The sequence below is a fragment of the Kitasatospora sp. NPDC006697 genome (assembly GCF_042869935.1).
Lineage (GTDB): Bacteria > Actinomycetota > Actinomycetes > Streptomycetales > Streptomycetaceae > Kitasatospora.
Genome location: NZ_JBIAGU010000010.1, coordinates 144,068 through 167,786 on the forward strand (window position 1 = coordinate 144,068; position 23,719 = coordinate 167,786).

Genomic DNA, 23,719 nt, shown 5'->3' on the forward strand with positions numbered 1-23,719 from the left:
TCGAAAGCCCCTCGGGCGGTCGCCGAGCGGCATGCTATGGCGCTCCGGGCGGGCTACCTTTACCCACACCGGGTGCGGTTGAATCGCATCTCTCCCTGAAGAGGATCTGACGCCATGACCACTGTCCTGACTGCCGAGTCCACCGAGCACGCCGGCGCGCAGGCCGATGCCCGGATCCCGCTGGACCAGCTGGCCGCGCTCGGTGCCGCCGAGCTGACGGCAGCCCTGCACCGGGCCCTGCCCGGTGGGGAGTCGGGCCAGGTTTCGGTCGCCGCGTTCAACTCCTCCATCTGACCTCCGACACCCGACATCTGACCGACCCACAGCCGCCTGGTGCGTGACCCCGTGCTGGTGCCGTTCGCGCAGTTCGTGCTCAAGGTGCACAGTCGCTGCGACCTGGCCTGCGACCACTGCTACGTCTACGAGCACGCCGACACCAGCTGGCGCGGCCGCCCACGGGCGGTCAGCCGCGAGGTGCTGGACCAGGCGGCCCGGCGGATCGGTGAGCACGCCCGCGCCCATCGCCTCCCCGCCGTGCACGTGGTGCTGCACGGCGGCGAGCCGCTGCTGGCCGGTCCGGAGCTGCTGGGCCACGCGGCCCGTACGCTACGGGCCGAACTGCCGGGCGGCTGCGCGCTGGACCTGCGCATCCACACCAACGGGATCCGGCTGGACACCCGGTTCCTCGACCTCTTCCTGGCCGAGCGGATCAAGGTCGGCATCTCGCTGGACGGCGACCGGGCCGCCAACGACCGGCACCGCCGTTTCGCCGACGGCCGCAGCAGCCACCCCCAGGTGCTGGCCGCCGTCGACCTGCTGCGCTCCCCGCGCTACCGCGAGCTCTACGCAGGGCTGCTCTGCACCATCGATCCGGCCAACGACCCGGTCGCCGTGCTGGACGCGCTGCTCGCACTCGACCCGCCGCACCTCGACTTCCTGCTCCCGCACGCCACCTGGGACGCCCCGCCTCCGCAGCCGAACGGCGACACCTCCTACGCCGACTGGCTGCTGACGATCCACCAGCGGTGGCTGGAGCTCGGCCGTCCCGTCCCGGTCCGCAGCTTCGACTCGGTCCGCCGCACCCTGCTCGGCCTCTCCAGCCTCACCGAATCGCTCGGCCTGGACCCCGCCGACCTGGTGGTGATCGAGACCGACGGCAGCTTCGAGCAGGCCGACAGCCTGAAGACGGCCTACGACGGCGCACCCGCGACCGGCTTCGACGTCTTCGCGAACAGCCTGGACGAGGTCGCCCGGCACCCGGGCATGATGGCCCGTCAGTCCGGCCTGGCGGGCCTCAGCGCGCAGTGCCGGGCCTGCCCCGTGGTGCGCAGCTGCGGCGGCGGGCTCTACGCACACCGCTGGCACAGCGAGACCGGTTTCGACAATCCTTCCGTCTTCTGCGGAGACCTCATGCGCCTGATCACCACCATCCGGGACCGGGTCGCCCCCGTCCTGCCGGCCGGCACCCGGCCCGGTACCGAGCTGGCCGAGGAGCAGCTGGACCAGCTGGCGCTCGGCCTGGGCGACGGCGCCACGGTGCGGGCGCTGGCCGCCGCCCAGCTCGACCTGACCCGGCGCCTGCTGGCCGCCGTCGGCCCGGCGGCCGACCCGGCGGCCTGGCAGCTGCTCACCGTGCTGGACCAGGAGGCCCCGCACGCCGTGGACGCGGTGCTCGCCCACCCGTACGTCCGGGCCTGGGCGGTGCGCACCCTGCGCGAGCCGGGCGCGGACGGGGCGGCGCCGCTGGCCGAGCTGGCCGCCGCCGCCTCGCTGCGGGCCGGGCGGAGCGAGGAGCTGCCGGTGCCGGTGCGCGGCGGCGAGCTGCAGCTGCCCACCCTGGGCCGGCTGCTGGTCGGCGGCAGCGGCGAGGCGGTGCTGCGCGGCGGGCCGGCCGGCTTCGCGGTGCGGGCGCCCGGCGGCGCGGCCTTCGAGGTGGCCTTCGACCAGCCCGGCGACGAGCGCTGGCTGCCGGTGCGCCGGGTGGAGCTGCCCGGCTGGACGGTGGCGCTGGAGGACCTGGACCCGTACCGGGACAGCCACCAGTGGCCGGCCGAGCAGCGGCTGACCGAGGCGGCGCTGGCCGACTGGAGCGGTGCGCTGCGCGAGGCCTGGGAGCTGGCCCAGCGGGACCTGCCTGCCTACGCGGCGGGCATCGCCGCCGGCCTGAGCACCATCACCCCGCTGCGCTCCGGCCCGAACGGACGGGACGTCAGTGCGGCCGCCCGGCAGGCCTTCGGCGCGGTCGGGATCGCCCGGCCGGCCACCGCGCCCGCCCTGGCGCTGCTGCTGGTGCACGAGTTCCAGCACGTCAAGCTGGGCGCCGTGCTGGACTTCCACGACCTGTTCGACCGTGCCGACCAGCGGCTCTACGAGGCCCCCTGGCGGGAGGACCCGCGCCCGCTCGAGGGCCTGTTCCAGGGCTGCTACGCGCACCTGGCGGTGGTCGAGTTCTGGGCCGGCCGGGTCCGGGCGTACGACGGGGTGGCGGGCGAGGCGGCCGAGCACGCCCGGGAGCAGCTGGCGCTGTGGCGCGGCCACACCGACCGGGCGGTGGACACCCTGCTCGGCAGCGGCTCGCTGACCGCGCTGGGAGAGCGGTTCGGGCGCGGCATGCGCACGGCGCTGGACCGCCGGGTGCCGTGGCCGGCCGAGCCCGCGCCGGCTCCCGCCGAGCAGCCGGTGTGATGGACGGATCGACCTCGCGCCTGACGGCGGAATTGCGTGATCTCGGCGTGGGCCCCGGAACCGGGGTGCTGCTGGTGCACGGCGCGCTGCGCTCGCTGGCCGGCTGGGCGGGCGACTCCGCCGCCGTGCTGGCCGGGCTGCGGGCGGCGCTCGGCCCGGACGGCACCCTGGTGGCGTACACGGCGACGCCGGAGAACTCGCTCACCTCCCGGTTGCACACCGAGGCAACGGCCGGCCTCGGCCCGGCCGAACTGGCCTCCTACCTGGCGCGGATGCCGGCCTTCGACCCGGCCGCCACGCCCTGCTCGCCGACCGTGGGCCGGCTCTCCGAGGAGCTGCGGCGCACGCCGGGCGCGGTGCGCAGCACCCATCCGCAGACCTCCTTCGCGGCGCTCGGCCCGCGCGCGCCGGAGCTGACGGCCGGTCACGCGCTCGACTGCCACCTCGGCGAGCGCTCCCCGGTCGGCGCGCTCTACCGGGCCGGCGCCCAGGTGCTGATGCTGGGCGCGCCGCTGACCAGCTGCACCGTGCTGCACCTGGCCGAGTACCGGCTCCCGGACCCGCCGCGCAAGCGCTACACGGCCCGGACCGCCGACCGCGGCTGGGTGCACTTCGACGGGGTGGACGTGGACGACCGGCACTTCGGGCCGATGCTGCGCGCGGTGCTGCCGCAGGGCTTCGCCCGGACCGGCACGGCGGGCGGGGCGCCGGCGGTGCTGCTGCCGGTGCGGGCGGCGGTGGACGCGGCGACGGCCTGGCTGGGCGAGGCGCGGGTGGCGGGTGCGGCGGGTGGGGCGGAAGGTCGGATGCGGGCAAACTCCTGACAGTCGGCGGCGCACTGACGCATGATCAGTGGTGTGGGTGGCGGCGGCACTATTCCCTCGGGGAAGGCCGCCTTCCTACACTGGAGCGCTCCCCCCGCGGGGAGGCACGGCCGGCGCCGGGGGAGGCTGAGTGAACGACGCTGAAGGCGGGCGGACGGCCTCGGCGAAACCGCACTTCTTCCTGTCGTACGCGCACATGCCGGCCGTCGGCTCGCGCAACCCCAATCTGCGGGTCAGCCAGTTCTACGAGGACCTGTGCGAGGCCGTGCTGCAGCTGACCCCGCTGCCCACCGCCGACCCGGTCGGGTTCATGGACGAGACTATGCACCAGGGCGACAACTGGGCGATGCGGATCTCCGAGGCGCTGGCCACCTGCCGGGTCTTCGTGCCGCTCTACCACCCGCGGCTGTTCCGCTCCACGCCCTGCGGGCAGGAGTGGTACACCTTCGCCCGCCGGGCCGCGAACGCCCCCGGCGGCCCGGCCCACAACACCGCGATCGTGCCGGTGCTCTGGGTCGGCATGCGGGAGGGCGCGCTGCCCTCGGTCGCCGCCGAGGTGCAGTACAACCACTCCTCGATGCCGCGCGCCTACACCGAGGACGGCCTCTACGCGCTGATGGCCCAGCGGCACAACCAGGGGCTGTACGAGAAGGTGGTCTACAAGATCGCCCGGCGGATCGTCGACGTGGCGCTGGAGACCGTGGTCCCGGTGGTCGAGCCGGTCGACTTCACCAGCAACCCCTCGGCCTTCCCGAGCCGTTCGCCGGCCGACGAGCTGACCATCGCGGTGCTCGCGTTCAAGGACTCCGAGGTGCCCGAGCACCGCGACCCCGGCTGGTACGGGGCGCTGCGCACCGACTGGCAGCCCTACGTGCGCGGCGGCGCCGGCGGCACGCTGGCCGAGAAGGCCGCCCAGCTGGCCCGGCAGTGCGACCTCAACCCCACCGTGCACGAGTTCGACGCCCGGGCCGAGCACCTGATGGAGCTGGAGCAGCCGCAGGGCCCGGGCGTGGTGCTGCTGGACCGCTGGGTGCTGCAGGACCCGGGCCGGGCGGCGCTGGTCGCCGAGTTCGCCCGCCGCAACCCGGCCTGGGTCACCGTGGTCGAGCCGTGGAACCGGGACGACCCGCAGTGCGCGGCCGAGGCCGGCGCGCTCGCCGGGCTGACCGACCGGGTGCTGCGCCGCCGGGCCGGCGGCGCCCGTCCGTCGTTCCGCCCGAGCGCCGGCGACCGGATCGACACCGAGGGGGTGCCCACCGCCAGCGACTTCGGCCTGGCCTTCCAGCACGCCGCGATCCGGGCGCAGAAGGCCTTCAAGGAGCGGGCGCTGCCGCGCCCGCCCGCCACCGGGGAGCCCCGGCCGCGACTGACCGGCGCGTTCGGCGATCCGCCGCGCGGACCGCGCCGCCCGCCCGCCGCCACCGACGACCAGGACCGCGAGAGCGACCGAGGGGGAGAAGACGATGCCTGAGACGTCCGACACGACCACGCGCAACCTGCGACTGGGCGGGCGCGGTTCGTCCTCCGCGCGGGCCGAGCAGTCGCCGGCCGTCCAGCCGGTCCGCCCCCCGGTCGCCGACGGCGCGGACCGGCAGGGCCGGATCGTCACCTTCTACTCCTACAAGGGCGGCACCGGGCGCACCATGGCGCTGGCCAACACCGCCTGGATCCTGGCGGCCAACGGCTACCGGGTGCTCACCGTGGACTGGGACCTGGAGGCGCCGGGCCTGGCCAAGTTCTTCCACCCGTTCCTGGACTCGGCCGAACTCGCCGAGGCCCCGGGCGTGATGACGCTGATCAACGACTACCGGGAGGAGGCGCTGCGGGAGACCGAGCTGTACGCGGACGCGCTGCTGGAGCCGGAGCGCTACCAGGAGGAGCTCCGCGGGATCGGCCACCACCCGGGCTGGCACCTGGACTTCGCCAAGGTGGCCGGGCACACCGTGCCGCTCTCCTGGGGCGGCTTCCCGCCCGGCGGCGGCATCGACTTCCTCTCCGCGGGCCGTCAGGACCGGGACTACTCCGGCACCCTGGGCGGGTTGGACTGGGACCTCTTCTACGAGCGGTTCGACGGCGGCCAGTTCTTCGACGCGCTGCGCGCCGACATGCGCCGCCGCTACGACTACGTGCTGATCGACAGCCGCACCGGCCTCTCCGACACCGCCGAGATCTGCACCGTGCAGATGCCCGACGACCTGGTGGTCTGCTTCACCCTCAGCGACCAGTCCATCGACGGCGCCTCCCGGATCGCCCAGCACATCAACGACCGCTACCGGGACCGGGGCATCCGGATCCTGCCGGTGCCGATGCGGATCGACGACTTCGAGAAGGAGAAGGCCGACGCCGGGCGGGCGCTGGCCCGGATCCGGTTCGACGGCCTGCCCTCCGGTCTGTCCGGCGAGCAACTGGTGCACTACTGGGGCTCGGTGGAGATCCCGTATCGGCCGTTCTACGCCTACGAGGAGATCCTGGCCACCTTCGGCGACCAGCCCGGCACCCCGACCAGCATGCTCTCCGCCTGCGAGCGGCTGACCGACGCGATCACCGCCGGCGAGGTCAGCTCGCTGCCGGCGATGGACGAGGAGGTGCGGGCCCGCTACATCGAGGCGTTCACCCGCCGCCGCCCGACCGTGCCCGCCGACATCTACCTCAGCTACGTGCCCGAGGACCGGATGTGGGCCGACTGGATCGAGTACGTGCTCGGCGCGGCCGGCTTCCGGGTGCTGCCCCGGGACGTCAGCGCGGGCGCGGACACCCGGCTGGAGACCGAGCGCTCGGTGGACGCCGCCTTCCGCACCGTCGCCGTGCTCTCGCCCGCCTACCTGCGCTCGCCGCAGGCCCGGGCGCTCTGGGAGTCGGTGGCCGGCTCCGACCCGTCCGGCACCCGGCGCCAGCTGATCCCGGTCCGGGTCGGTTCCACCCCGCTGGCCGCGCCGTTCAGCAGCCGCAACCCGGTGGACCTGGTCAACCTCAAGGAGCCGCAGGCGCTGGCCGCCCTGGTCAAGGCGCTGGGCCGGGAGGAGCTGCCGACCATCGACCCGGCGGCCGGTCCGCGGTTCCCCGGCACCCAGCCGGAGATCTGGAACGTGCCGCCGCGCAACACCTACTTCACCGGCCGGGCCGAGGTGCTGGAGCGGCTGCGCAACCAGCTCGGCGGCGGCACCACCGCGGTGCTGCCGGTGCCGCAGACCCTCTACGGCCTCGGCGGCGTCGGCAAGACCCAGGTGGCGCTGGAGTACGCGCACCGGTTCATGGCCGACTACGACCTGGTCTGGTGGATCTCGGCCGAGCAGGAGGAGGAGATCCAGGGCCAGCTGGCCGAGCTGGCCCGCCGGATGGGCCGCTCCACCAACGAGCCGGTGGCGCACGCGGCGGAGATCGCGCTGGAGGCGCTGCGCCGCGGCGAGCGGGCCAAGCGCTGGCTGCTGATCTTCGACAACGCCGACGAGCCCGGCGAGATCCGCCGGTTCTTCCCCGGCGGCCCGGGCCACGTGCTGGTCACCTCCCGCAACCAGGCCTGGTCCACCGCCGCCGAGGCGCTGACCATGGACGTCTTCACCCGTCCGGAGAGCATCGACCACCTGACCCGGCGCACCGGCGGCGCGCTCGGCCGCCCGGACGCGGACGCGGTGGCGGAGGCGGTCGGCGACCTGCCGCTGGCGGTCGAGGTGGCCGGCGCCTGGCTGAAGGCCACCGGCACCCCGGTCGCCGAGTACATCGAGGCGCTGCGCACCGAGGCCGCCCGGGTGCTGGAGCTGGAGCGCCCGGTGGACTACCCGATGACGGTCGGCGCGACCTGGCGGGTCTCGATCGCCCGGCTGCGCGGGCAGTCCCCGGCCGCGGCCCGGATGCTGCAGCTGTGCGCCTACTTCGCGCCCGAGCCGATCTCGATGAACCTCTTCTACAGCGACCAGATGATCCGCGCCCTGGTGCCCTACGACCCGGGCCTGAGCGACAAGTTCCTGCTCGGCCGGGTGATCCAGGCGATCGGCCGGTACGCGCTGGCCAAGGTGGACGCGGGCGCCAACAGCATCCAGGTGCACCGGCTGGTCCAGGAGGTGATCCGCTCCGAGATGACCGCCGTCGAGCAGAACGACACCATCCACGAGGTGCACCGGATCCTGATCGGCGCCCGCCCGGTCGTCGGCGACACCGACGACCCGGCCAACTGGCCCGCCTTCGAGGAGATCTGGCCGCACCTGTCGCCGTCCCGGGCGCACGACTGCGAGGAGGCGGACACCCGGCAGCTGATGATCGACCGGGTCCGCTACCTGTGGAAGCGCGGCGAGTACATCCAGGCCCGGCGGACCGGCCACCTGCTGGACGAGGCCTGGACCGCCAAGCTCGGCGAGGACGACCGGCAGACCCTGCTGCTCCGCTTCCAGCTGGCCAACGTGATGCGCTCGCAGGGCCAGTACGCGGCCGCCATGGAGCTGGACGAGGACACCCTGGAGCGGCAGCGCCGGGTGCTCGGCGAGCACCACCCGTACACCCTGATGACGGCCGGCTCGCTGAGCGCCGACCGGCGGGCGCTGGGCGAGTTCGCCAAGGCGCTGGAGCTGGACCGGGAGATCCTGGAGCGGTTCCGCGAGCAGTTCGGCGAGGACAACCCGCGCACCCTGTCGATCGCCAACAACCTGGCCATCGACCACCGGCTGGTCGGCGACAGCGCCGCCGCCCTGGAGCTGGACCAGGACACCCTGGACCGGCGGGCCCTGGTGCTCGGCCCCAAGCACCCCTACACCCTCTCCAGCAAGTCCAACCTCGCCCGCGACCTGCGCGAACAGGGCGACTACGAGGCCTCGGTCTCGGTCCACCAGGAGGTGGACGCGGCCTACGCCGAGACCCTGGACATCGACGTGCCGGAGCTGCTGCGCAACGCCAAGGCGCTGGCGGTGGCGCTGCGCAAGGCCGGCCGGCAGGCGGAGGCCCGCCGGCTGACCAAGGAGACCTACGAGCGCTACCTGGAGCGGTACGGCGAGAACGCCCCCGACACCCTGGCCTGCGCGCTCAACCTGGCCGCCGACTACAGCGCGGGCGGCGACAAGGACGCGGCCCGCGACCTGGCCCGCCAGGTCTACGTCGGCCACCAGCAGCTCTTCGGCCACGAGCACCCGTTCACCCTGGCCTGCGCCAACAACCTGGCGATCTACCTGCGCGGCAGCGGCGGCCTGGCCGAGGCGGTGGAGCTGGGCCGGGCCACCGTCGGCACGCTGACCCGGGTGCTGGGCGCGGAGCACCCGTTCACCCTGAACTCGATGATCAACCTGGCGAACGCCTACGGGGACCTCGGCCGCCTGGACGAGGCGGAGGAGCTGGAGCGCGCGGCGCTGGTCGGCCTGAGCGACCGGTACAGCGCCCAGCACCCGGACGCGGTCGCCTGCCAGGCCAACCTGGCGGTCACGCTGCGCGCCCAGGGCCGGGTCAACCAGGCCGCCGAGCTGCGCAGCCGGGCGGTCGCCGAGTTCATCCGCCAGCTCGGCGAGGAGCACCCCAACACCGTCTCGGCCCGGGGCTGGAAGCGGATCAACCGCGACCTGGAGCCGCAGCCGGTCTGATGCGGACTCAGCCGGGGCTCCCGGCTGCCCACTTGACGGCGGCCGTGAGCACCCGGAAGGAGCCGAAGTGCGCCACCCCCGGCTCCAGGAAGAGCGTGGCCTCGGGGATGTGCGCGGCCAGCCAGCGGGAGTGGTCGACCGGCGAGAACATGTCCTCGGCGCCGTGCCAGAGCCAGGTGGCGGCAGCGATGTCCTGCACCTTGAAGCCCCACTCGGTGGTGAAGGCCAGCACGTCGTCGATCCAGCCGTCGGCGTTCTGCCGGAACGCCTCGCGGTAGTTGCGCTGCAGCATCCGGCGGATGCCGGCGTCCGAGACCACCGCCGCGTCGCTGCCGGACAGCTCCCGGCGCAGCCCGGCCAGCAGGGTGGCCGGGTCGTCCCGGATCCGGCGGGCGCGCTGGGACATGGTGGCGGCGATCCGCAGGTGGTCGCGCTCGGCGGCCCGGTAGTCGCGGATGTTGGAGGGGGTCATCCCGGCGTACCAGTCCAGGCCCTCGGCGTCGTGCGGGGCCAGCGGGACCAGCACCGCCACCCGGTGCACCCGGTCCGCCAGCAGCGCCCCGCAGGCCAGCGCGTGCGGGGCGCCGCCGGAGCGGCCGACCACGGCGAACCGGTCCAGGCCCAGCTGGTCGGCGATCGCCTGCACGTCGGCGGCGCCCGCCGCCACCTGCCGCCCGCGCAGCCGGTCCGAGCCGCCGTAGCCGGGCCGGTCGAAGGAGATCAGGTGCACGCCCAGGTGGTAGAGCACGGTCGGGCGCGGGGTCGGCCCGACCCGGCTGCCCGGGGTGCCGTGCAGCAGGAAGACCGGCCGCCCGGCGGGGTCGCCGAAGCTCTGCACGGCCAGGGTCCGACCCTCAGGGGTCATGACAAGTCGCGGCTGCACGGAAGGGCCCTCCAGAGAGTCGAAAGCGGATCGGGTCAGTGCCCGTGCCCGACCTCGCGGCGGGCCTGCCAGGTGGTGTGCTCGCGGGAGACCGCCTCCTCGGCGTCCCGGGCCAGCCGGGCCCACAGCTCCTCGGCGCCGTCCGCCGCCGGGTCCAGCCGGGCCAGCTGGGCGCCGGCCAGGGTCAGCTCCTCGGCGGCCAGCCGGTAGGCGGCGGCCAGCGGGCGGTACTGGCGCAGCTGTGCCCAGGCGGTCACCGCGACCGCCACGGCCGCCACCGTGCCCGCGGTGTCCACCCGCGGCGCGCCCAGCGCCCGCGGCACCGCCAGCACCGCGCCGAGCAGCGGCAGCAGGATGCCCAGCAGCTCGGCGACCCGGCCGGCCCGCTCGCAGTAGCCGGCCTTGGCCCGGTACCAGTCGCGCTGGGACTCCAGCCGCTCCCGCAGGTACACCTCGCGGCGCACCGCCAGCGGCTGCTCGCGCAGCGCGCGCATCGCGGCGGTCACCTGGCCCGGCGCCTCGGCCGCGCCGGCCGGCAGCGCGGAGCTGTCCCGGAAGCCGCGCAGCAGGCCGGCCAGCTGCCGCCGGTAGAGGGGCTCGCCGTCCTCCGGCCGGGAGCGCTGCGGCGGCCGGTGGGCGTCGGCCCGGACCGCGAACTTCCAGGCCAGGGTCTTCACCGACTCGGCGGCCGCCCGCCCCTCGTACCAGAGCGCCTGCGGCTGCTGCCGGTGCAGCCGCACCGCAAGGCCGCAGGCGCCGAGGAAGGCCAGCGCGCACGGCCAGCCGGCCGCGGCCGGGCCGACGGCGCCGGCCGCCGCCGCGAGGATCAGCAGCACCAGCTGCCAGCGGGCCAGCGTGACGGCCCGGCGCTGGCCGAGCGCGGAGGCGGAGTCGGCCAGCCGGAACAGCTCCGGCAGCAGCTCCTCCTCCCGCAGCCGCTCCGTGGGTCCTGCACCGGCAGCCATCCCGTCCCCCCGAGTGCGCGTGGTGTCCGCTGCTCGAAGTATGGGCGGTCACCGCCCCGCGGCACAGGGCGCGTACGCGCCTTTCGGGCGCGTGCGCGCCCGTCCTACGCGATTCGGAGGAGCACCGGCTCAGAAGGTGTAGTAGATCCGGTCCGCGTTCTCCGCCATCAGCTTGGCGTTCCAGTCCGTGCCGCCGTCCACGTTGCCGGAGCGGAAGAGCGGGGGCGTACTTCCTTCACCCCTCAGGGCGCGGTCGGCGAGCTTGCCCACCGCGCTCGCGACCACCGACTGCATCAGCGCGCTGGTGACGATGGTGGAGACCGAGCCGAACCCGGTCTCGGCGCCCGGGTGGCTCAGCTCGTGGTCGCCGACCGCGATCTTGCTGTCCAGCACCACGTCGCAGTGGTCCTTGAGGAAGGTGCCGGAGGGGTGCTTGGAGGTCACCTGGCCCGGGTAGGCGAGCGAGGTCACGCCGACCACGTGCATGCCCCGGGTCCGGGCGTGCGCGGCCAGCTCCACCGGCATCACCTGGCGGCCGGAGAGCGAGATCACGAAGAGCAGGTCGCCGGAGGTGGCCGGAGTCAGGTCCAGGGTGGCGGTGGCCAGCCCGGAGACCCGCTCCAGGGCGCTGCCCAGCTGGGCCGGCATGACGTTCACCCCGGTCATGCCCGGCACGTTCAGCAGGTTGATCACCACCAGGCCGCCGGCCCGGTAGACCACGTCCTGGGCGGCCAGCGAGGAGTGCCCGGCGCCGAAGGTGAAGATCCGCCGGCCCTGCTCCACCGCGTCCGCGAGCAGCGCGGCGGCCCGGTCGATCGAGCCGGCCTCCTCCTCGCGCACCCGCCGCAGGTGGGCCACGGCGGCCTCGAAGTACTGTCCGACCAGGTCGTCCATCGCGATCTTCCCTCTAGAACAGTGGAGAAAGCTACGGCGAGCACGGTGGTGCCTGCACGGGCCCGCTGTCAACAGGGACGAAACCGCCGGGGAAGCACCGGTGGGGCGGCTCGGTTGTCCGAGCCGTACGTCAGAATTAACGGTGAGGACCCCGATGGAACGGAGCCGGCGGCGATGTCTGGGCTGATCGATACCACTGAGATGTACCTTCGCACCATCCTGGAGCTGGAGGAGGAGGGCATCGTCCCCATGCGCGCCCGGATCGCCGAGCGGCTGGAGCAGAGCGGTCCGACGGTCAGCCAGACGGTGGGTCGGATGGAGCGCGACGGCCTGCTGCGGGTGGCCGGCGACCGCCACCTCGAGCTGACCGAGGAGGGCCGCCGGCTGGCGGTCCGGGTGATGCGCAAGCACCGGATCGCCGAGTGCCTGCTGGTGGACGTGATCGGCCTGGAGTGGGAGCAGGTGCACGAGGAGGCCTGCCGCTGGGAGCACGTGATGAGCGAGACGGTCGAGCGCAAGGTGCTCAGCATGCTCGGCCACCCGACCCAGTCGCCCTACGGCAACCCGATCCCCGGCCTGGACGAGCTGGGCGACACCAAGGCCGAGGGCGAGGGCTTCGACGCCGCCCTGATCACCCTGGACACCCTGCGCCCGGGCGACGACGGGACCAGCGTGGTGGTCCGCCGGATCGGCGAGCCGATCCAGACCGACGAGGAGCTGATGCGCACCCTGCGCCGCGCCGGTATCCGCCCGGGCGCCACGGTGCGGGTCGCCCCGGCCGGCGGCGGCCTGCTGGTCGGCTCCGGCACGGACGCGGCCGAGCTCGGCAAGGAGATCGCCCAGCACGTCTTCGTGGCGCACGCGTAGCAAAGGCCGTCCGCGACGGCGCGGGGGAGTGCCGTCGGGCCCGGCACGTCCCCGCGTGCCGGGCCCGACGCCCCCGATCCCTCCCGACCCCTCCGTCCCTCCCGAGGCCCTCCGCCGCCGCCTGGCTTCCCCGTCCAGGCGTCCCCTGCGGCGCTCCTCCGGCCCCTGGTCCGCGTCCGTCCGCCCCGGTCCGTTTCGTCTCGGTTCGGGCCTTTCGCGTCCCGCAGCATTCATCCCCTGGACAGCGGGTGGCAACCCTGCCGCCCTGTCACTCGTCCGAGCGGCTTGCCGGGCCGGCGGCCGGGTAGACCAGCCTTCTTGCCCGGCGAAGGTCTGACGCCGACTCAGGTGACGGATCGTCAGTGCAGGGCGGCCGCCACCTGCTGGGCGCCCTGCGGGGCCGGGGCCTCCCGGCCGCAGGCGTAGGCCAGCGGGTTGATCAGCTCGGTGGCGTCCGGCAGCCAGCGGTTGAGCGCGGACGGCGGCCGGGCCCACTGCGTGAGGCCGTAGGGGCCGATCCGGGACGGCGGCGCCACGATGAAGTCGCCGTCGCCGCGCCCGAGCAGGTCCAGCCGGCCGGGCGCCCAGCCGAGCCGGCGCAGCAGCTCCGGCAGCTTCACCAGGGTGCCCGGCAGCACCAGGAAGATCAGCCGCCGCCCGCGCTGACCGGGCGGGGCCGGCGCCTCCAGCACCGGGCCGAGCTGCAGCTCCATCCGCTCCATCCGGGCCAGCGCCAGGCAGCCGGCCCGCTCCGGCACGTCCAGCGCGTCGAAGGAGCGGCCGGTGGGCAGCAGGATCGCCGCCTCCGGCTGCTCGGTCCACCAGCGGCGCACCACTCCGGGGCCGGCGCTGGCCCGGCGCTGCCAGTCCGGGCTCGCCGGGTGGGCGCCGGGGGCCGGGCAACCGGGCACCTGGCAGGAGCAGCGCGGCGGCCCGTCCCCGTCCACCAGGTGGGTGCCGGGCACCACCTCCCAGTGGCGCTCCTCCGCGTACCGGACCGCCTCGATCAGCAGCGGGGGAACCGGCTTTCCGTCGCTGCCCTGCCGTGGGGCTCCTGGGGTCTCTTCCACGTGCTGCTCAACTACCGGCCTTGGAGCGGGTTACGGGCCGACTCCCGGTGCACGCGCCGCGCTGTGGAATGTCACTCGAAACGGTGATCACGAAGAGTCGGCGCCCGGTCCTGGCGCGGCCGCCCGGGGTGGCGCGCCCTGGCGCGGTACCTGGCGCGGAACCGGCGCCCCGCCTGCGCGGGTGGGGCGGCCGGAGCGGTGGCGGGGGTGGGCGCAGCGGGGGCGCACGGGAGCATTCTCCCGGGCGCGCATGGGAAACAGGTCGATCGCATGGGTATCCCGATGGTGTCGTTGATCGCTAACCTGGCCTCAAGTTCCTTCACTGGCCGGGTAGTCGGCACGCCGCCGTTTCGCCGCTGCGCGAGCGGGCGTCGGCCGGCACCAGAGCAGCAGAGTCGACGCCCGCCGGCCGGAACCGGGGGCGCTGGGGAGGCGAAGCCCATGGCCGCGAGACCACTCGTCGCACGACAGCCCAACGAGCGTCTGCAGCAGCTGATCCAGGAGGCGAGCTGCTCCAACGCGGGTCTCGCCCGCCGGGTCAACCTCTGCGGCGCCGAACACGGGCTCGATCTGCGCTACGACAAGACCTCGGTCGCCCGCTGGCTGCGCGGCCAGCAGCCGCGCGGCCAGGCGCCGGCCGTGATCGCCGAGGCGCTGGGCCGCAAGCTCGGCCGCGGCGTCACGGTGGAAGAGATCGGCATGGCCGACGGCAAGAACCTCACCTCCGGCGTCGGCCTGCAGTTCGCCGCCACGCTCGGCGGGGCGGTCGAACAGGTCTGCGAGCTGTGGCGCAGCGACGTCAGCCGGCGCGACTTCCTGGGCGGCGCCTCGGTGGCCGCCTCGGCGCTGGTCGAGCCCAGCCGGGACTGGCTGATCACCCCGCCGGACCCGGTGGTGGCGCGCACCGGCGGGCCCCGGGTCGGCCCCTCGGACGTGGCGGCGATCCGGGCCACCACCGAGATGCTGGTGGACCTGGACCACCGGTTCGGCAGCGGCCACGTCCGCCCGGTGGTGGTGCACTACCTGAACAGCGTGGTCTCCAGCCTGCTGACGGGCGGTTACCGGGAGGAGACCGGCCGTCAACTCTTCGCCGCCGTCGCCCGGCTGACCGAGCTGGCCGGCTACATGGCGGTGGACACCGGGCAGCCGGGGCTCGCCCAGCGCTACTACATCCAGGCTCTGAGGCTGGCTCAGGCCGCCGACGACCGCGGCTACGGCGGCTACGTGCTGGCCGCCTCGATGAGCCACCTGGCGGCCACCCTGGGCAACCCGCGGGAGATCGCCCAACTCGCCCGGGCGGCCCAGGAGGGAGCCCGCTCGGTCGCCACCCCGACCGCGATGGCGATGTTCTACGCGGCCGAGGCCCGCGGCCACGCGCTGCTCGGCGACGCCCGCAGCTGCGAGCTGGTCGCCGCCAAGGCGGTGGCGGCCATGGAGCAGCGCGACCCGGAGCAGGACCCGGACTGGATCGCGCACTTCGACGAGGCCTATCTGGCCGACGAGTTGGCGCACTGCTACCGCGACCTGGAGCACGGCAAGCAGGCCGAGAAGCAGGCCCGGATCGCGCTCGACCTGCACCCGGCCAGCCGGGTCCGGCGGCGCGCCGTGGACCTGGTGCTGCTGGCCACCGCCCAGCTCCAGCAGCGCGAGATCGAACGCGCCTGCGAGACCGGGGTGCAGGCGGTGCGGCTGCTCGGCGGCCTGCGCTCCAACCGGGGCGTGGAGTACCTGGACGACTTCCGCCGCCGGCTGGAGCCGTACCGGGACCACCGCGTGGTGCGGGAGTTCCAGCAGCGCGCGGAGGTGGAGGCGGCGTGACGGACTGTCGGCGGGCGGTGTCCGAGCGGGGGTGAGGAGGCGCCCGCGTGGTCACCCGTAGCGGTGAACCGGTAGCGTGGGCGCCAGGTTCCGAGGAACTCCAGCAGCAGTGGTCCGCCGTCAGTGATAACGCGCGGAAGAAACCGAGGAAGGCCCGGGTGCTCCGACCGGACAGACAGCGCGGGCGGTCCGCACCACGGACCGCCCGGTCGCCCTTGTCCACGCGCCCTCGGCCGTGCACAGGTGAGGATTCGCGTTGAGCCAGCGCCGCTCGTACCCCAACTCCGGTGACATCAACCTGGAAGACCTGTTCCGCCCGGAGCCGGCCGCACCCGGCGGGCCCGCCGCGCCCGCGGCACCGGCGCCCGCCGCGCCGCCCGCCCCGGCCGGGCCGCCGCCCGGAGTGCCGGCCCAGGGGGCGCCCGAGTACCTGTCGGGGGGCGGCCAGACCTGGGGCGAGCCGCCGGCGGCCTACGCGGCCGAGGCACCCGCCCAGGAGGCCCCGGCGACCCAGTACCTGCCGCCCTACCCGGCCAACGACCCGGCGCCCTCCTACGGGGACGGGGGCCAGCAGGGCTTCGGCGGGCAGCAGACGTTCGGCGGCCAGCAGTCCTTCGGCGGGCAGCAGTCCTTCGGCGGCCAGCCGATCTACGGGCAGCAGTCCTACGACGGCCAGCAGGGCTACGACGGCGGCTACCCGCCCGCCGAGCAGACCACCCAGCTCGGCCGCGCCGGCTCCCGCCCGTCCGGCGGCGGCCGGCTCTCCCGCAAGGCCGTGGTGGGCGGCGTGGTGGCCGTCTGCGCGGTCGGCGGCATCCTGATCGGGGTGCTGGCCAGCGGGGGCGGCGGCGGGCACAAGGCGAAGGCCGCCACCACCGGCGCCCAGACCACCGCGGGCAGCTCCGCGCCGGCCTCCAGCAGCGCCGGGGCGAGCGCGCTCAGCCCGGAGGCGCAGACCCAGGCCCAGGGCGTCTCCAACCTGCTGAGCGGGGCCAACAGCAGCCGCCAGGCGGTGATCGGCGCGGTGGACTCGGTCGCCAAGTGCGACAACCCGGCCGCCGCCCAGCAGGCGCTCACCCAGGCCTCCGCCCAGCGCAAGCAGCTGATCACCTCGCTGGCCGCGCTCAAGGTGGACAAGCTGCCCACCGGCGCCCAGCTGGTGCAGCAGCTGACCCAGGCCTGGACTGCCTCGGCGGCCGCCGACGACGCCTACGCGGCCTGGGCCGGCGACGCGGTCGCCGGCTGCGACCCGGCCAAGCAGGGCGACAACCCGCACCGCCAGGCCGGCAACACGGCCAGCGGCCAGGCCAGCACGGCCAAGAAGCAGGCCTCCGCCACCTGGAACGCGATCGCGGCCCAGGCCGGCCTGCCCACCCTGGGCGACTCCCAGCTCTGAGCGCACGCGGAAGCGCCCCGGGGGAATCCCCGGGGCGCTTCCGCGTTCCGGCGGCTCAGCCCAGCGGGGTGACCGTCGGCGCCGGGCCGCCGGTCAGCACCCAGCGGACGTCGATGAAGCCCGGCTGCTGCTCCACCAGCCGGCCGCCCTGGACCTGCTGGAAGGTCACCGAGGTGTTGACCAGCCGCGGCGAGTCGGCGGCGGCCAGCATGTTGGTCAGGCCCCAGCCGAGCGGCGGGGTGGCGCCGCCGGTCTCGATCGGGGAGCCGGAGTCCAGCGCGTCCCGCAGGGTGTGGTTGTCCACCGGCTTGCCGCCGGGGATGCGCTTGAGGGCCTGCTGGAAGACCTGGTAGGCGACCCAGGTGGTCTGCACCCCGGGGTCGGCGACGTCGATGCTGGCGTCGGCCGCGGCCCGGGTGCGCACGGTGGAGCGCAGCGCGTCCCAGACCTTGGAGCCCTCCGGCGGGAACCAGCCCACCGCGTAGGCGCCGCCGAGCGGGCCGGAGTCGCCGCCGGTGGAGTCCACCACGGACTGCTGGAAGCTGCCGATCACCGAGAACAGCCGGGTGCGGCTGTGCGGCTGGCGGCGCAGCGAGTCCAGCAGGTTGACGGTCGGCAGCGGGCCGAGCGCGGCGGTGACGCAGTTGTTGGCGGCGTCCGAGCCGATCGCGGTCCTGGCCGCCGCCGCGTAGTCGGTGGACTTCTCCTGCACCTTGACGTCGGTGAGCTTCACGTTGGCCGGGTTGAGCGCGCCGATCAGCGAGCCGACCAGGGTGTCGCCTGCCGGGGTGTCCGGGCGGATCAGCGCGACGGTCTTGCAGCCGGCCGCGACCAGCTGCCGCCCGCTGCCGGCGATCAGCGACGGGGTGCCGCCGGAGACCGGGTAGGAGAGCGGACTGGTGAACTCCGGCCCGGAGAGGCCGTAGCCGCCGATGAACGGGATCCGGGCGTTCTCCAGCAGCGGCATGAAGACGTCGCCGTACTGGCTGTAGGAGCCGATCACCGCGATCGCGCCGGCGCTCACGGCCTGCCGGGCGCAGGCCGTCGCGCCGTCGGCGGTGTTGTGCTCGTTGCAGGTCAGCACCCGCAGCTTGCGGCCGGCCACCCCGCCCTGGGCGTTGACCTCGGCGCCGATCGCGGTGGCCAGCTGCGGCATCCCCGGCCGGTCGGTGGAGCCGGTGCCCCAGGGCGCGAAGGTCATCACGGTGAGCTGGCCCTGGTCGGAGGCCGCGTCCGCCTTGCCGCCGCAGCCGGAGGTGGCGAGCAGAGCCGGAACCAGCGCCGCGGTGGCCGCCCATGCCATCGGACGTCCGATCCGGCGTGTCCGGCGCGGAGCCCTCGATGCAGCGGTGGTCACTGGCTGGTCCCTCCCCAGGAGTTTCTCGGTCTGAGACCAAGCCTCATGGGGGGTTCGCTCCTCTAGAGGGACCATCACACAACGGACGGCAAACAGGAGATGAACTCCGAGCTTGGACGCGTGTAGAAGGGGTCCGGTGGGGAACGTACGATCGTTTCCCATGGCGGTCAGCGCAGAAACTTCGAACGGCTCTCCCGGAAACCCTTCTCGTGCGGGGCGCCGCTCCAGCACCATGGGCGGCATGCCGCTCAACGACCTGCCCTGGTGGCGCTGGCGCGCCCGTCTGCGCTCCGCACTGCACATGCTCGCCGACCCGGCCTTCCAGCAGGAGTACTGGGCGACCGGCCGGGACGGCTTCGGTGACGTCACCGACGCCGTCTACCGCCTGGTCGAGGACAGCTGGCTGGACCGCTGGTCGGCCGAGAAGTACGTGGGCACCATCCTGCGGGACGGCACCGAGGCCGCCCTGGTGGACGCCGCGGTGCTGCGGGTGCTGCGGATCCTGCACGAGGTGGGCGCCGACGCCCCCTCCACCAGCTACCTGGCGCACCCGGACTGGCCGGCCGCGGTGGGCGCGGCCCGGGCGGCCCACGAGCTGCTCAGCCGCAACGACGGCGAGGACCCCGACCTCCCGCCGCGCTCGCTGGAGGTGCTGCGCATCCTCACCCGCGTCGGCTGACCGGACTGCGGACGGCCGCCCCCGCCGGGCCCGGCTGTGCCAGGCTGGGGGATCCGGCGCACCGACCGACACCAGTGGAATCGAGGACCGAGAGCGTGGCGCAGCAGAGCGAGGCCCAGCCGACCCAGTACGTACTCACCCTGTCCTGTCCGGACCGCCAGGGGATCGTCCACGCGGTCTCCAGCTACCTCTTCATGACCGGCTGCAACATCATCGACAGCCAGCAGTTCGGCGACCGGGACGGTGAGCAGGGGCTCTTCTTCATGCGGGTGCACTTCTCGGCCGAGCCGCCGGTGTCCCTGGAGAGCCTGCGGGCCAGCTTCGCCGCGATCGGCGCCTCCTTCGGCATGGAGTGGGCGCTGCACCCGGCCGAGCGCAAGATGCGCATCGTGCTGATGGTGAGCAGGTTCGGGCACTGCCTGAACGACCTGCTGTTCCGCACCTCGATCGGCGCGCTGCCGGTGGAGATCGCCGCGGTGGTCTCCAACCACACCGACTTCGAGGAGCTGACCGCCTCCTACGGCATCCCGTTCGTGCACATCCCGGTCAACCGGGAGAACAAGCCGGAGGCCGAGCGGAAGCTGCTGGAGCTGGTCGAGACCGAGCAGGTCGAGCTGGTGGTGCTGGCCCGGTACATGCAGGTGCTCTCGGACGACCTGTGCAAGGCGCTCTCCGGCCGGGTGATCAACATCCACCACTCCTTCCTGCCGAGCTTCAAGGGCGCCAAGCCGTACCACCAGGCGCACGCCCGGGGCGTGAAGCTGATCGGCGCAACCGCGCACTACGTCACGGCGGACCTGGACGAGGGCCCGATCATCGAGCAGGAGGTGGCCCGGGTGCAGCACGACGTCTCGCCGGACCAGCTGGTCGCGATCGGCCGGGACGTGGAGTGCCAGGCGCTGGCCCGCGCGGTCAAGTGGCACAGCGAGCACCGGGTGCTGCTGAACGGCACCCGGACCGTGGTCTTCGCCTGACCCGGGGCGGCTCAGGGCCGGGAGAGCAGCGGCACCGCCGCCAGCACCTCCCGGATCGCCGCCCGGTCGCCGTACTCGCCGACCGGCAGCCGCTCCGGATCCCGGTGCGCGGCGGCCAGCTGGCAGAACTCCACGCCGTCCATCACCAGCTCGGCCACCGGCTCGGGCTCGGCGGACCCGCTGGGCGGCCCGCCCGGCTCGACCGGCCGGTCCAGCGGGATCAGCCACTGGCCGGCCGCCGGACCCTCGATCACCAGCCGCACGGTGCGGCCCGGCCCCTTCTCGGCCAGGCCGCCCGCGTAGGCCGCCTGCCGCCGCCCGACCAGGGCGCCGGGCAGCATCCGGGCCGCCAGGTCCACCATCTGCCGCAGGTGCGCGGGCGAGGGCTGGGCGTACGGGTAGGCGACGGCCCGGGCCACGTCCTCGCCGTGTATCCAGGTCTCGAAGGCCCGGTCGATGAAGGCGTCCCGCACCCGCACCTCGGCGAAGCCGTAGTCCACCGTGCGGTCGCCGGCCTCCGGCACCGCCTCGCGCAGCAGCGCCTGGGACTGCGTCCGCCAGAACTGGCGCACCTGCTGCGGCGGCGCCTGGGCGTAGCCGGCGGCCAGCCGCTCGCCGCGCTCCACCAGACCGGCCCACGGCGGCGGGACGGCCGTGCCCTGGACGGGCACCCGGCCGGTCGGGCCGGCCGCCGGGTCGGGCAGCCCGAGCGCGGCGCCGACCAGCGCGTCCACCCCGGCCAGGTGGCACAGCACCTCGGCCGGGCGCAGCCGCAGCGCCCCGCCGTGCCAGGGCAGTTCCGCCACCTCCTGCCACTCGGCCCGGCCCAGGTCGCGCAGCAGCGCGTCCAGCTTGGCGGTCTCGGCCGCGTACGGCGCCGCCCAACTGGCCAGCGGGCGGCCGGCGGCCCGCCGGGTCAGGCAGAAGTCCAGCACCTGCTGGCGCAGCCCGTCCGGCTGGTCCAGCGGGTCGTCGGTGCTGAGCCGGCCGGCCGCCCGGCTCAGCTGGTCGGCCTCCTGGGCGCACTCCCGGCAGCCGCCCAGGTGCCGCTCCAGCTCGGCGGCCTCGTCCGGCCGGCAGGCCCGCAGCGCCCACGCGCCGAGCAGGCCGCGCAACGCGTCGTGCTCCTGCTCAGTCATCTGGCCCCGTCCCCCGCTCCGTCCCCCGTCAAGACCCGAACTCCAGTTCATTGGCCAGCAGTTGCAGGCCCAGCCGGAGGCGCTGGCGGGCCGCCTGCTCGCTGATGCCGAGCTGTCGGGCGGTCTCCTGGTAGGTCCGGCCGTCGTACCAGGTGGTCTCCAGGGTCTCCCGCAGGGCCGGCGGCAGGGCGGCCACCACGTACTGCACCTGGGCGGCGGCGGCCCGCTCGCGGATCTCCTCGGCGCCCAGCTCCTCCCGCCGCAGCCGCTCCACGGCCCGCCGGTGGGTCAGTTCGCCGACCCAGGAGCGCAGCGAGCGCTGGTCGGGGTCGAACTCCTCGGGGTGCTCCCAGAGGTGGCCGAACACCTCGCGGGTGAGTTGCGCGGCCGCCTGCTCGTCGCCCAGGATCCGGCCGGCCAGCCCGTGCACCAGGGGCGACAGCTGGTCGTACAGCTCGCCCAGCGCGCTCTCCTCGCCGCGGGCCAACCGCGACCGCATCTGCTGGTCCCAGTCCGGTGCGGTCATGGAACCACGGTATCGCCGGGCCGGGTTCGGGGGAGGCGAATTGTAGGAAGAACACTTCTCCGGCGGGACGGCCGGTCTTCGCGCGGCGGACGCCGCCCGGTCGGGTCGCGGGGCGTAGGTTCCACAGCACCCGTGCGAAGGTCGTTGCGATCCTCGGCCGGGCGAGCGGGTCAGTATGCGCCGTCGTGTCCCCCGATCGCTGGAATATGCCCGAAGCGGTTGTCGGGCCGGTTTCCGCCAATCATCCTGAGCCCTATTCGTGCCGACGACATGGACAGTCCAACCGGTAGCTCGTCATGCAGGTGGTGGAGCGGTGCAGGTGGTTCAGGTACAGCTCGCGGTGGCAGCCGACGCAGCGGAGGTCGGCCGGGCCCGGCAGTGGGTCCGGGGCAGGCTGCTCGCACTCGGGGCCGACCCGACGGCGGGCTACGCGGAGACGCTGGTGCTGCTGGTCTCCGAACTGGTGACCAACGCGGTGGTGCACACCGGGCGCCCGGCGGTGCTCCGGCTGCACTGGCCGGAGCACGCGGGGCCGGTCCGGGTGGAGGTGGCGGACGCCAGCGGTACCGCCCCGCTGCCCCGGCACGCCTGCGGGGAGGCGACCAACGGGCGCGGGCTCGAACTGGTCGAACTGCTCGCCGTCCGCTGGGGCTGGGTGCCGGAGGGCGCGGGCAAGCTGGTCTGGTGCGAGGTGGACCGGGACGGCCCGGGGGAGGGTGCGGCCGGGGCCGGCGCGGACCTGCTGACCGGTGGGCGGCTGCCCGCCTGACCGTGTACGGACGGCCGGTTTTCGATCATTGCGCGGCTGAAATGGCATGCAACCGTTCCGAATTTCGGACGACCCATTGACGTGATGTGGCGGGCTGATCACTCTTGGGTCAGCTCTCCGTCGCGAGGGGACGTCAAGAGGCCGCCGGACAGCGGAAACTGACCGGGCGACAGCCGCTTGGCGAGTGCGGAGCAGCCCGTAGTGCGGGGCAGGGCCCGTACCGGCGGGCGGTCCAGGCGGGGGTGCCGGGGACCGCCCGCCGTCGCTACCCGCGTCGGCGCGTGGTGTGAGCCGCCGTCAGCCGACCGCGCGGAAGGTCCGCCGGTAGGCGCTCGGCGCGAGGTCCAGCCGTCCGCGCAGCTGCAGTCGCAGCGAGGCCGCGGTGCCGAAGCCGGCCCGGCGGGCCACCTGGTCGATGCTCAGCTCGGTGCTCTCCAGCAGCTCCCGGGCCCGCGCGGTGCGCTGGGTGGTCAGCCACTGGCCCGGGCTGGCGCCGGTCTCCTCGCGGAACCGCCGGGTGAAGGTGCGCACGCTCATCCCGGCCCGGTCGGCCAGCAGCCGCAGCGTCAGCGGCTCGTCCAGGTGGTCCACCGCCCACTCCCGGACGGCGGCGGTGCTGCCGGCCGGGCGCTGCTCGGCCGGCACGTGCAGGTCCACGTACTGGCGCTGGCCGCCCTCCCGCCACGGCGGCACCAGGCAGACCCGGGCGACGTGGTTGGCCACCGCGCTGCCGTGGTCCCGGCGCACCAGGTGCAGGCAGAGGTCCACCCCGGCGGCCACCCCGCCGGAGGTGAGCAGGTCGCCGTCGTCCACGAAGAGCACGTCCGGGTCGAGCCGGACCTTCGGGAAGAGCCGGGCGAACCGCTCGGTGTAGGACCAGTGGGTGGTGGCCGGGCGGCCGTCCAGCAGGCCGGCGGCGGCCAGCAGGAAGGCGCCGGTGCAGATCGACACCACCCGGGTGCCGGGCCGGATCCGGTCCAGTGCGGCCAGCTCCGGTCCGGACAGCTCGCCGTCGACCACCCGGGCGTGGATGCCCCGGGCGGCCGGCACCACCACCGTGTCGGCCCGCTCCAGCAGCTCCGGGCCGTGGTCCACCTCGATCCGGAAGTCGCTGCTGGTGCGCACCGGGCCGCCGTCCACCGTGCAGGTCGCCACGGTGTAGAGCGGGGCGCCGTCCGGCCCGGTGGCCGACTCGAAGATCCGGGACGGGATGCCGAGCTCGAAGGCGATCACTCCGGGCAGGGCCAGCACCGCCACTCGGTGGGGGGTCTGCGCAGCCGTCATCCCCGTATTGTGACCCGAAATCGCTGGAAAA

Annotated in this window: 19 protein-coding genes; 11 read left to right on the top strand and 8 right to left on the bottom strand. The window is 74.5% G+C overall.

Annotated elements, in window-relative coordinates:
- Positions 1-114: 114 nt before the first annotated feature.
- From fxsA to fxsT, 5 genes are all read left to right on the top strand, one after another.
- Positions 115-294 (top strand): FxSxx-COOH cyclophane-containing RiPP peptide, encoded by a 180-nt coding sequence (gene fxsA / locus ACFYNO_RS16320; protein WP_388011708.1) that lies wholly within the window; start codon positions 115-117, stop codon positions 292-294.
- 39 nt (positions 295-333) lie between these two features.
- Positions 334-2,685 carry an FxsB family cyclophane-forming radical SAM/SPASM peptide maturase gene (locus ACFYNO_RS16325; RefSeq protein WP_388011710.1) on the top strand — a complete coding sequence of 784 codons (2,352 nt, stop codon included), beginning with the start codon at positions 334-336 and terminating at the stop codon, positions 2,683-2,685.
- Positions 2,685-3,509: an aminoglycoside N(3)-acetyltransferase gene (locus ACFYNO_RS16330; RefSeq protein WP_388011712.1), complete on the top strand. Its 825-nt coding sequence runs from the start codon at positions 2,685-2,687 to the stop codon at positions 3,507-3,509. The genes ACFYNO_RS16325 and ACFYNO_RS16330 overlap by 1 nt, the downstream gene beginning before the upstream one ends.
- Before the next feature lie 130 nt (positions 3,510-3,639).
- Positions 3,640-4,980 carry a TIR-like protein FxsC gene (locus ACFYNO_RS16335; RefSeq protein ID WP_388011714.1) on the top strand — a complete coding sequence of 447 codons (1,341 nt, stop codon included), beginning with the start codon at positions 3,640-3,642 and terminating at the stop codon, positions 4,978-4,980.
- On the top strand, positions 4,973-9,067 hold the full coding sequence (gene fxsT, locus ACFYNO_RS16340; protein ID WP_388011716.1) for an FxSxx-COOH system tetratricopeptide repeat protein: 4,095 nt from the start codon (positions 4,973-4,975) through the stop codon (positions 9,065-9,067). The genes ACFYNO_RS16335 and fxsT overlap by 8 nt, the downstream gene beginning before the upstream one ends.
- Positions 9,068-9,074: 7 nt before the next feature.
- On the opposite strand, the gene ACFYNO_RS16345 is transcribed toward fxsT, so the two are convergent.
- The 3 genes from ACFYNO_RS16345 to ACFYNO_RS16355 all read right to left on the bottom strand — a co-directional run bounded on the left by ACFYNO_RS16345 (position 9,075) and on the right by ACFYNO_RS16355 (position 11,809).
- Positions 9,075-9,932 (bottom strand): alpha/beta fold hydrolase, encoded by an 858-nt coding sequence (locus ACFYNO_RS16345; RefSeq protein WP_388011718.1) that lies wholly within the window; start codon positions 9,930-9,932, stop codon positions 9,075-9,077.
- A 53-nt stretch (positions 9,933-9,985) separates the two neighbouring features.
- Positions 9,986-10,915 (bottom strand): DUF4231 domain-containing protein, encoded by a 930-nt coding sequence (locus tag ACFYNO_RS16350; protein WP_388011720.1) that lies wholly within the window; start codon positions 10,913-10,915, stop codon positions 9,986-9,988.
- 129 nt (positions 10,916-11,044) lie between these two features.
- Positions 11,045-11,809: an SIS domain-containing protein gene (locus tag ACFYNO_RS16355; RefSeq protein ID WP_388011722.1), complete on the bottom strand. Its 765-nt coding sequence runs from the start codon at positions 11,807-11,809 to the stop codon at positions 11,045-11,047.
- Between the two features lie 174 nt (positions 11,810-11,983).
- Here ACFYNO_RS16355 and ACFYNO_RS16360 point away from each other — a divergent pair, with 174 nt between their 5' ends.
- A complete protein-coding gene (locus ACFYNO_RS16360) occupies positions 11,984-12,676 on the top strand; it encodes a metal-dependent transcriptional regulator (RefSeq protein ID WP_388011724.1) in 693 nt (230 codons plus the stop codon).
- Positions 12,677-13,035: 359 nt separating this feature from the next.
- Here the strand turns inward: ACFYNO_RS16360 and ACFYNO_RS16365 are convergent, their stop codons facing one another.
- On the bottom strand, positions 13,036-13,746 hold the full coding sequence (locus ACFYNO_RS16365; RefSeq protein ID WP_388011726.1) for a bifunctional DNA primase/polymerase: 711 nt from the start codon (positions 13,744-13,746) through the stop codon (positions 13,036-13,038).
- Positions 13,747-14,187: 441 nt separating this feature from the next.
- On the opposite strand from ACFYNO_RS16365, the gene ACFYNO_RS16370 reads away from it, so the two are divergent.
- A complete protein-coding gene (locus ACFYNO_RS16370) occupies positions 14,188-15,564 on the top strand; it encodes a transcriptional regulator (RefSeq protein ID WP_388011728.1) in 1,377 nt (458 codons plus the stop codon).
- 256 nt (positions 15,565-15,820) lie between these two features.
- Positions 15,821-16,960, top strand: a complete 1,140-nt coding sequence (locus ACFYNO_RS16375; RefSeq protein ID WP_388011730.1) for a hypothetical protein — start codon at positions 15,821-15,823, stop codon at positions 16,958-16,960.
- A gap of 55 nt (positions 16,961-17,015) precedes the next feature.
- On the opposite strand, the gene ACFYNO_RS16380 is transcribed toward ACFYNO_RS16375, so the two are convergent.
- Complete coding sequence (locus tag ACFYNO_RS16380; protein WP_388011732.1) at positions 17,016-18,263, bottom strand: ABC transporter substrate-binding protein; 1,248 nt, start codon at positions 18,261-18,263, stop codon at positions 17,016-17,018.
- Between the two features lie 214 nt (positions 18,264-18,477).
- On the opposite strand from ACFYNO_RS16380, the gene ACFYNO_RS16385 reads away from it, so the two are divergent.
- Positions 18,478-18,996 carry a hypothetical protein gene (locus tag ACFYNO_RS16385; RefSeq protein ID WP_388011734.1) on the top strand — a complete coding sequence of 173 codons (519 nt, stop codon included), beginning with the start codon at positions 18,478-18,480 and terminating at the stop codon, positions 18,994-18,996.
- A 95-nt stretch (positions 18,997-19,091) separates the two neighbouring features.
- Entirely contained in the window at positions 19,092-19,970 is an 879-nt protein-coding gene (gene purU, locus ACFYNO_RS16390) for a formyltetrahydrofolate deformylase (RefSeq protein ID WP_388011736.1), read from the top strand.
- Positions 19,971-19,981: 11 nt separating this feature from the next.
- Here purU and ACFYNO_RS16395 read toward each other — a convergent pair whose 3' ends face one another.
- Together ACFYNO_RS16395 and ACFYNO_RS16400 are read right to left on the bottom strand one after the other, a co-directional pair.
- The gene (locus ACFYNO_RS16395; RefSeq protein WP_388011738.1) at positions 19,982-21,109 is read right to left on the bottom strand and encodes a maleylpyruvate isomerase N-terminal domain-containing protein; all 1,128 of its coding nucleotides are present in this window, start codon (positions 21,107-21,109) and stop codon (positions 19,982-19,984) included.
- A 28-nt stretch (positions 21,110-21,137) separates the two neighbouring features.
- A complete protein-coding gene (locus ACFYNO_RS16400; protein ID WP_388011740.1) occupies positions 21,138-21,635 on the bottom strand; it encodes a sigma-70 family RNA polymerase sigma factor in 498 nt (165 codons plus the stop codon).
- 313 nt (positions 21,636-21,948) lie between these two features.
- Here ACFYNO_RS16400 and ACFYNO_RS16405 point away from each other — a divergent pair, with 313 nt between their 5' ends.
- Complete coding sequence (locus ACFYNO_RS16405) at positions 21,949-22,404, top strand: ATP-binding protein (protein WP_388011742.1); 456 nt, start codon at positions 21,949-21,951, stop codon at positions 22,402-22,404.
- 297 nt (positions 22,405-22,701) lie between these two features.
- On the opposite strand, the gene ACFYNO_RS16410 is transcribed toward ACFYNO_RS16405, so the two are convergent.
- Positions 22,702-23,688, bottom strand: a complete 987-nt coding sequence (locus tag ACFYNO_RS16410) for a GlxA family transcriptional regulator (RefSeq protein WP_388011744.1) — start codon at positions 23,686-23,688, stop codon at positions 22,702-22,704.
- Positions 23,689-23,719: the final 31 nt, after the last annotated feature.